This is a genomic window from Planctomycetota bacterium (genome assembly GCA_035384565.1).
In the GTDB taxonomy this organism is placed as follows: Bacteria; Planctomycetota; PUPC01; order DSUN01; family DSUN01; genus DAOOIT01.
This window is the reverse complement of sequence record DAOOIT010000122.1, coordinates 1-8442: the sequence shown is the minus strand read 5'-3', so window position 1 is coordinate 8442 and position 8442 is coordinate 1. Positions and strand designations below refer to the sequence as shown.

8 protein-coding genes are annotated in these 8442 nt (G+C 68.8%); 3 read left to right on the top strand and 5 right to left on the bottom strand.

Going from position 1 to position 8442, the window contains the following annotated elements:
• Window positions 1-417: 417 nt before the first annotated feature.
• Complete coding sequence (locus tag PLE19_23210) at window positions 418-1305, bottom strand: hypothetical protein (GenBank protein ID HPD17858.1); 888 nt, start codon at window positions 1303-1305, stop codon at window positions 418-420.
• Between the two features lie 217 nt (window positions 1306-1522).
• On the opposite strand from PLE19_23210, the gene PLE19_23205 reads away from it, so the two are divergent.
• Together PLE19_23205 and PLE19_23200 are read left to right on the top strand one after the other, a co-directional pair.
• Window positions 1523-2731 (top strand): Rid family hydrolase, encoded by a 1209-nt coding sequence (locus PLE19_23205; GenBank protein ID HPD17857.1) that lies wholly within the window; start codon window positions 1523-1525, stop codon window positions 2729-2731.
• A gap of 61 nt (window positions 2732-2792) precedes the next feature.
• Complete coding sequence (locus tag PLE19_23200; GenBank protein HPD17856.1) at window positions 2793-3695, top strand: sugar phosphate isomerase/epimerase; 903 nt, start codon at window positions 2793-2795, stop codon at window positions 3693-3695.
• A gap of 146 nt (window positions 3696-3841) precedes the next feature.
• Here PLE19_23200 and PLE19_23195 read toward each other — a convergent pair whose 3' ends face one another.
• Window positions 3842-4573 (bottom strand): hypothetical protein, encoded by a 732-nt coding sequence (locus PLE19_23195; GenBank protein HPD17855.1) that lies wholly within the window; start codon window positions 4571-4573, stop codon window positions 3842-3844.
• Between the two features lie 462 nt (window positions 4574-5035).
• On the opposite strand from PLE19_23195, the gene PLE19_23190 reads away from it, so the two are divergent.
• Window positions 5036-6310 carry a DegT/DnrJ/EryC1/StrS family aminotransferase gene (locus PLE19_23190; protein HPD17854.1) on the top strand — a complete coding sequence of 425 codons (1275 nt, stop codon included), beginning with the start codon at window positions 5036-5038 and terminating at the stop codon, window positions 6308-6310.
• Window positions 6311-6550: 240 nt separating this feature from the next.
• Here PLE19_23190 and PLE19_23185 read toward each other — a convergent pair whose 3' ends face one another.
• The 3 genes from PLE19_23185 to PLE19_23175 all read right to left on the bottom strand — a co-directional run bounded on the left by PLE19_23185 (window position 6551) and on the right by PLE19_23175 (window position 8326).
• On the bottom strand, window positions 6551-7366 hold the full coding sequence (locus PLE19_23185) for a helix-hairpin-helix domain-containing protein (protein ID HPD17853.1): 816 nt from the start codon (window positions 7364-7366) through the stop codon (window positions 6551-6553).
• Window positions 7367-7453: 87 nt separating this feature from the next.
• Entirely contained in the window at window positions 7454-7849 is a 396-nt protein-coding gene (locus tag PLE19_23180) for a DUF2780 domain-containing protein (protein HPD17852.1), read from the bottom strand.
• 72 nt (window positions 7850-7921) lie between these two features.
• A complete protein-coding gene (locus PLE19_23175; protein HPD17851.1) occupies window positions 7922-8326 on the bottom strand; it encodes a DUF4332 domain-containing protein in 405 nt (134 codons plus the stop codon).
• Window positions 8327-8442 lie beyond the last annotated feature (116 nt).

Below are 8442 nucleotides of genomic sequence, written 5' to 3'. Positions count from 1 at the left end.
TCTCGTCCCTACGCTCTGCGTGGGGACGGGCCTCTTGGCCGCTCCGCGGCCTCTTTCTCCTCGGGGAAGAGCGGATGCGGGAGGGCCTGTGCCGAGCGGCTGGCGGGCGCCGCCTGCCCATGCTGTATCAACCCTGTGAGGGGGAGAGTGATACAGCATGGGTAGATGGGCGAGAATGGGCGATTCTCGCGGTTCCGGCCATACTCGCTCATCCGCGCGATGAGCAAGTATGTGAGCGGGAATGGCCGGAGAGCGTAAGGCCTTGGGGCATAGAGGGTTATAGGGTGGCCTCGCTGGCGCCGCAGCACCCGCGCCATGCTTCCCAATGGCGGCCACGTGAGGGTCGCCAGACCCTGATGAGCCCCTTTTTCCTTTCAAGGGGCCTTTTCGTTGGAGGTACTGCGGCGCAGCGGCGGGTCAGGGCAGCAGTTCGCGCAGGGCTTTCACCGCCTCCTCCAGCCACCCGCTCTCCCAGTGGTGCTTGCGGCGGGGGCCGTCGGCGTACTCGTGCGGGATGCCCAGCCGCGTCATCAGCGCGTGGGCCTGCTGCGTGTCGCTGCGGAAGTTGTCGAACCCCATCAGCACCAGGCGCCTGGCGCCGCGCACGGCGTCGGCGTGCTCGCGCAGGAGGCGCGGGATGCGGAGGCGTTCGAAGTTCTCCTGCGTGCCCGCGATCTCGCCGAGGCCGAACATCGGCCGGGCCATCATCATCGGCGCGTCCCAGGCGGCCGCGGCGGCGAACGTCTCGGGGTTCCGCAGCAGCAGGCTGAAGGCGCCCCACCCGCTCTTGCTGTAGCCCACGAGCGCCCGGCGGCTCGCCTTGTGCGGGCAGAGCCGCTCGGCCAGCGGCACCAGCACCTTCAGCACGTAGCTCTCCTGCCGCCGCACCGGGTCGGTCGGATGGTCGCAGTACCAGGGCAGGTGCGAGAACGTGGGCAGGAGGGCCACGAAGCCGTGCCGCTCGGCCACGCCGGCCGCCCGCGCCGCGCGCACGGGGTCGCCCCAGCGGGTGGCCGAGCCGGCCTCGACCGGCAGCACGAAGAGCACGCGGCGCGTCTCCGGCGGCTCGAGCGTCGCGGGGGCCAGCACGCGCACCAGCGTCTCGCCCTGCTGGTACGGCGAGGTGACGCGGTACAGCGCCAGACCATCGGCCTGGGTCTCCGGGCCGCTCACGTGGTAGTCGGCCTGCGGGCTCGATGGCGGGTCGTCCTGCGGCATGGCTCCCCCGTCGCCGCGGCCGCCTGCCGCGGCCGCCAGCGCCAGGATCAGGGACAGGGGGCGGGCCACTCGGCGCGGGTCGGGCATGGCGCGGCCTTCCGTCTGGAGCTTCCCCGGAGGGCCTCCTCAGGGCTTGTACGGGTACAGATGATACCGCCCGGTTCGGCAAGAGTCCAGCCCATCGCCACCGAGAAGCCCGGTTGCAGGTCGGCAAGCGCGCTTGACTTCTCCGGCAAATAGGCTTATCTTCTTGGCCCAGTGGCTGTCCCTCCCGCGGTCTGAGAATGGAAGCCAGGGCCGGCGAATGGTCAGGAAGGTCTCGACGGAAGGCGTCGGCTATTCGGTGGCGGACCTCTGCCACGTGCGCTACCTGTTCGTCAGCGGGATTCCCCGCAACGGGGCCGACCTCTTCGAGCAGGCGTACGGCGCGCTGACGTCGGTGGCGCGCGTGATGCACGAGGAGGGCGCGCGCAACGGCATCGTGCGGCAGGACATCTTCCTCCGCGACCACTCGCTCATCGCGCCCTGCAAGAAGATCATCGAGGAGTTCTACTGCGACGCCCTGCCGGCGACGGACTACATCATCCAGCCGCCCTGCGGGGGCAAGCTCCTCGAGATCGAGGCCTGGGGCGTCAGCCGCAAGAAGCACGACATCGCCATCGAGCGGGTCTCCGAGCACCTCGTGATCCTGCGCCACAGCGACATCACCTGGGCCCACTGCGCCGGGATCACCCCGCGGACTCACGCCACGAGGGTCCACCCCCGGGCGCTCAACGCCTTCGAGCGCATGCGCGACACCCTGGCCAGCAAGGGCTTCAGCTACAGCCAGGTGCTGCGCACGTGGCTCTACCTCGGCGACATCGTGGGCCCGGAGGGCGAGACCCAGCGCTACAAGGAGCTCAACCGCGCCCGCGCCGACTTCTACGGCGACATTCACTTTCTCCCCAAGCACCTGCCCGCCGGCCTCAACGGCGCGATCTACCCCGCCAGCACCGGCATCGGCGCCGGCGACCGCGACGTGATGATGTCCTGCATCGCCGTGGCCACCGAGCGCAAGGACATTCTGCTGGTGCCGCTCGAGAACCCGCTCCAGACCTCGGCCTTCGACTACGGCCGGGAGTACAGCCCCAAGAGCCCGAAGTTCTCGCGGGCCATGGCCGTGGTCGGCCCCGAGGCCGTCTCCATCCTCGTCTCGGGCACGGCCAGCATCGTGAACGCCGAGACGCGCTACGTGGGCGACGTGGCGGGCCAGACCCGCCAGACCCTCGACAACATCGAGGCGCTCATCGCCCGCTCGAACTTCGAGCGCCTGGGCGTCCGCCGCGCCGGCGCCACTCTCGGCGACATGGTCCTCGCCCGCGTCTACGTCAAGCACCAGAGCGACTACGAGCAGGTGCGCGCCATCTGCCGCCAGCGGCTCGGCGAGCTGCCCGTCACCTTCTCGGTCGCCGACGTGTGCCGCCCCGACCTCCTGGTCGAGATCGAGGGCATCGCCGTCGCCCCCCGCGGCTGAGCGTCCCGCAACTCCCGCGACTCCCGGCGTGCGGCGGAACCAGCCAGAAAGGAGAACGAGCGTGACAGAAGAGAACAACGCATTGACCCGACGCGGCTTTCTCGGCGGCGCGGCGGCCCTGGGGGCCGGCGCCCTGTGGGCGAACCGCGGGCTGGCGGCCGAGGCGGCCGCGGCCAAGCCCAACTCCGTCTTCCACGGCGTGCGCATCGGCGTCATCACCTACAGCTACCGCGGCACCAACGTGAACACCGCCGAGCAGACCCTTCAGGCCCTCCTCAAGAACGGCCTCAGCGAGGTGGAGCTGATGGGCGGCCCCATCGAGGGCTACATGCGCGCGGGACTCAAGGCCGGCCTGTCGGCCGACGCCGCCCGCGAGGCGCAACTGGCCAGGTGCGCCGAGCTGCGCAAGATGTACAACGACGCCGGCGTGAACATCCACATCCACAAGATGGGCTTCGGCCAGTCGGACGAGCAGATCGAGTTCGCCTTCCTGGTGGCCAAGGCCCTCGGCTGCATCGGCATCACCACCGAGCGTTCCGAGCCCCTGGCCAAGCGCCTCGCCCCCTTCGCCGACAAGCACAAGATCTGGGTCGCCTTCCACAACCACACCGGCAACCTGCCGGTGATGGACAAGAACGACCCGATCCTCGAGCACGGCCAGTACATCGGCTTCAACTTCGACGTGGGACACTACGTGGCCGGCGCGAAGAAGTCGCCGATCCCCGTGATCGAGAAGTACCACGACCGCATGGTCAGCCTGCACCTGAAGGACCGCACCGCGGCCGGCGGCAACCTGCCGTGGGGCCAGGGCGAGACCCCGCTGAAGGAGATCCTCCAGCTCATGCGCAAGGAGAAGTGGACCTTCCCCGCCGACATCGAGCTGGAGTACGCGGTGCCGAAGGACTCGGACCCGGTCACCGAAGTGGGCAAGTGCGTGCAGTTCTGCAAGGAAGCGCTGGCCTGATCGCCTGCGGACCGTGGCCCGCGGCTTCCCGCACAGCGGCTCAACATGACGGGGGCCATCGCGCAGGCGACGGCCCCCGTGTGTTCACCGCCCGGTGCCGCCAGCCGCCTCGCGGAGCGAAGGCCGCGCGGCCCGTGCCCAGGCGCTCACTTCGCCGGGCCCGGCGAAGGGCTCAACGACCGGCCCAGGCACATGCTGCCATAGGTCGGAGCCGTCTGGCTGGGCGGCCCGGCGATCTGCTTCTGCACTTCCGCCGCGTAGGCCGACGGCTCGAAGCCGGCCTCCCACGGCCAGAGGCCGTAGCGGTACCCGTCGTCGCCGCAGATGTCAATCCCCACGATGCCGAGCGCCAGGTCAATCGCCTGCACCCAGTTGGCATTGGCGTAGGCGCCGACCCAGGTCAGATGGAGCTGATGGACGGACGAGAAGAGCCAGCCGGGCCTGCCCGGAGGCCCGGTGACCAGGCCGCCGATGCCGACCCCTTGCGCGTTCCCGGCGGGTGCGCCCTGGTTGTCGTAGTCGCCGAAGCCCAGGCCCTCGTAGCCCCAGCCGAGCACGCCGGCGCTGCACGACGAGAAGCACATCCAGCCGATATTGCCCCCGCCGATGCCGAACGCGTAGCCGTCCACCACCCCGTACCCCAGGGGCAGCAACGACAACTCATCGGCATAGACCGCGAACCGCGCGGTCTCGGAGAATGTGATCCCCACGTCCACGATGTCGAGCAGGTCCGTGCCGCGGTCCGCCCAGTAGTTCGCGGTGGCCTCCCCGAGGCCGGCGGCCCCGATCAACCGTTTGGAGCACCCCTGGGATCCCAGGAGCGCCAGGGGCACGACCAGACACGCCATCGCCCGACACAGCGGCCTCCACACGTTCATGCCATGCTCCTTTCCTGAAGACGCCCGAAGCCCTCGTTCACACGCACCTCTGGCGCGCGGCGGCGGCCAGGCCCGATTCCGCCGGACAATCTGCTGGTCTTCCCTCGCCTCCCCCGACGCCTTAGCTTAGCGCAGGATGCCTCAGCGCGCAAGCAAATCTTCCGAATCGGGTGCGGGCCGGAATCGTAGGCAGTTTCCGATACTGTAAAGCAGGTCTCCAGGCCGGCAGAAGTGGAAGGCCCGCCGCAAAGGTGGCCGCGAGCGCCCCGCTTGCGGCTACCGTCGTCCGTTCGACAAGCGGGACGCTCGCCGCTACGGGGAATCCGCAACAGGAATTGCCTGTGGAAATGGCCCGCACCCCTGGCCCGTTCCCCCACTGGCGCGGCACGGGGCGGCATGCTACAACAATGCGGACGCCACAAGGCGGAGTCCATCTCAGGCCAAGAGTAAAGGAGCGCATGCATGGCCGAGCCACTCGCACTGCGCGGCGGCAAACGCACTGTGCCCGAAGGCTTCATCAAGCCGTGGCCCGAGGTCACCGAGGCCGATCGCCAGGCTGTGATGGCCGTGTTCGACTCGCCCAGGATCACCGACCAGCAGTGGGCGCAATCCGCCGGCCTCGCCCAGGAGTGGGCGGCGTACATGGGCGTGAAACACTGCATTCCCGTCAACAGCGGCACCGCCGCCCTCCACCTGTGCGTGGGCGGCCTGGGCATCGAGGCGGGCGACGAGGTGATCGTGCCCGCCTTCACCTTCTGGGCCTCCGCCGCCGCCGTGCTCCACCACAACGCCATCCCCGTGTTCGTGGACATTGATCCCCGCACCTACTGCCTGGACCCCGCCCGGATCGAGGCGGCCATCACCGAGCGCACGCGCGCGATCATGCCCGTGCACATCCACGGCATGCCGGCCGACATGGACCCGATCCTGGCCATCGCGAGGAAGCACGGCCTGGGGGTGATCGAGGACGTGGCGCAGGCCCACGGCGCGCGCTACAAGGGCCGCCTGTGCGGCTCGATGGGCGACGCCGCCGGCTACAGCACCCAGGCCTCGAAGACCCTGAGCAGCGGCTGCCAGGGCGGCCTGTTCACCACCAACGACGACGCGATCCACGACCGCGCCGCGCAGCTCCAGTACTTCGGCGAGCGGGTGACCGTGGGCCGCGAGCGCGAGGAGCAGCAGTACAACGCCCACGGCCTCGGCTGGATGTACCGCGGCGACATGTTCAGCCAGGCATTCGTCCGCAGCCAGCTCAAGCGCCTCGATGCCAACAACGCCCTCCGTGTGCGCAACTGCCGCTACCTCACCGAGCACCTCCGGCGCATCCCCGGCATCGAGACCCCCTACGTGCCGCCCGAGTGCGAACCCGTCTACTACAACTACGTCGTCGGCTTCAACCCGGCCGCGGCGGGGCTGGACGTTTCCGCCCTCACGATGCGCGAGAAGTGCCAGGAGGCCCTGCGCGCCGAGGGCGTGCCCGTGGGCCAGTGGCAGCGCCGCAGCGTGCCCGCGCAGGACGTCTTCCAGAAGCGCATCGGCTACGGCCATGGCTGCCCCTGGAGCTGTCGGCCCGACGCGCCCGCCTACCGCATCGAGGACTACCCGCGGGCCAACGACTTCGTGGACTCCCATTGCTACGTCTTCGACGTCAATCCGCCCAACGGGCTGGAGCTGATGGGCCTCTACGTGGCCGCGTTCCAGAAGGTGATGGGCAACCTCGACCAGGTATTCGCCTAAGCGTCTCTTGTGGCCGGGGCCTCTGCCTGTGGGGGGCCTCTGCGCCGCTCCCCATCCTGTCATCGGCATCTGACCCCCACGGCATCCAGGCATCGAAGGCCCTTGAGGGGGTACGCGTTGGCGAGGGGTTATGGCAAGGAGGGATTGTGGCTCTTTCGCGCGAAAGAGCCACAATCTCTTCCACTCAACGATCCCTCTGTTGGTCAGAGAGGCGACCGGAGGGCCAAGGCGCGCATCGCCTCAGTCATTCTTCGCCGCGCGGTGCCCCTCCTTGACGGCCTCCTCCTCCGTCATCCACTTGCCCGTCTTGGTCTTGCCGTACCATCGGCTACCCTCTTTGTGGTAGATGCCCGAATCGGTGTTCACCCACACCATCCCCTTCCTCGGAGGGGTCTTTGCCTCAGCCTCTTGGGTGGGTTCCTCGGTCTCCTTCGAGGACTTGACGGTCTTCGTGGAGGACTTCTTGGGCTCTGGCTCGGTCGCTGCGGGAGCCTTCACGGTGACGAGCGGCGTGATCTTCTCGATGGTTGAGGCGGGGACCTTGGCGTTCGCCAGGTCCTCGAGGCTCTTGTAGGGCCGGCCCTCGATAATCCGCTTGGCCATCGCGGGGCCGATGCCGGGCAGCTCCTGCAACTCGTCTTCTGTGGCCGAATTGAGGTCCACCTTAGCAGCCGTTTTCTCCTTGCCTTTCGAGGGCTCGGCCTCCTTGGAGGACGCCTTGGTGCTCTTGCGCGGCGTCTTCTCCGGTTCCACGGCCTTGACGGTGACGAGCGGCGTGATCTTCTCGATGGTTGAGGCAGGGACCTTGGCGTTCGCCAGGTCCTCGAGGCTCTTGTAGGGCCGGCCCTCGATGATCCGCTTGGCCATCGCGGGGCCGATGCCGGGCAACTCCTGCAACTCGTCTTCTGTGGCCGAGTTGAGGTCAATCTTCGTTGCGGCCGTCGCCTCCCCCTTGTCCGCCGCCTTCGACGCCGCCACCGCGGGCAGCGCAGGGAGCAGCCCCAGCGCGGCCAGGACGCACGCAGCCAGGGACCGAACCGCCAGTCGAGCACGCATGCACAGGCCTCCTGAAACCCAGTGGCAAACAGGCGAGCACCGCAGGCCCGCACGGGAACTGCAACAGCGGCCTCTACCACGGCCGGGCTACTTCAGGGTGCTGGATAGCGCATCGCGCGCATCCGCGGCGCCTTTGCCCTGAAGAGCGGCCAGGATGGTCTGGACGAACTTGCCGATCATCGCAGGGTCGAGCCCAAGCTTCGAGAAGATCGCCGCCAGTCCGGCCAGCTTCCCCAGCCCGCCTGCCGAGCCGCTGCCTAGCGCGCCGGCCAGGCCGCCGAGTGCGCCGGCCAGACCGCCGCTGCCCTCAGCACGGGGCGCCGCGTCAGCCATCTGGCCGGCCCCGGGCACCTGCTCCTCGACCTTGGCGAACTCGGCCTGTCCCAGCTTCTCGCGCGCCACACGCAGGAGCGCGCCCAAGCCCCCCTTGGCCTGATCGTCGGTGACGCCGAGCTGCGACTTCAGTGTCCCAATGAGATCCATGAGTTGTGCTCCCAAGCGTGGGCATGCAGGAACACCGCCCTCCCGGAGGCGGACGCATCGAGGCCGGTGGGGCTAGTAGGTCACGACTCGAGGGAGCGCCTTGGCCTGAGCGATCCAGTCGGCTACCTGCGCTTCGCTGGGAACCTGCCGGGTCAGGTTCTTCGCCTCGTTGACCTTGGCCATCTTGGGCGCGAGGTTCGCCGCCTTTCGCTGGGCGAGCTCGGGCACGGTGTCCACGCCAGCCGCCTCGAGCAGGTCGGCATACTCCTCGGCGACTCCCTTGATGCGGAAGAGGTCCGCCATGTTGACCCAGCGGAGGATCAGCTTGCCGGCGATCCCGGTCTGCTGAGCGAGTTCCTCGCGGCCCTTCGGCGTGGCGCCCCTGGCGAGCAGCTCCTCGACGGTCTGGATGCCGACCGCGCGGAGCTTCTCCGCGTAGACCGGCCCAATTCCTTCGATCGTCACGATGTCTGCCATAGCCACTCCTCCTGCGACTGCGGCCTCTCCCTGGCTGATGCGAGGCGAGGCCCGGCCCTAACCCAAGTTCGTCAGTTCGGGAGCCGGATGGCCGCGATTTGGCGATTCTCGGCCTT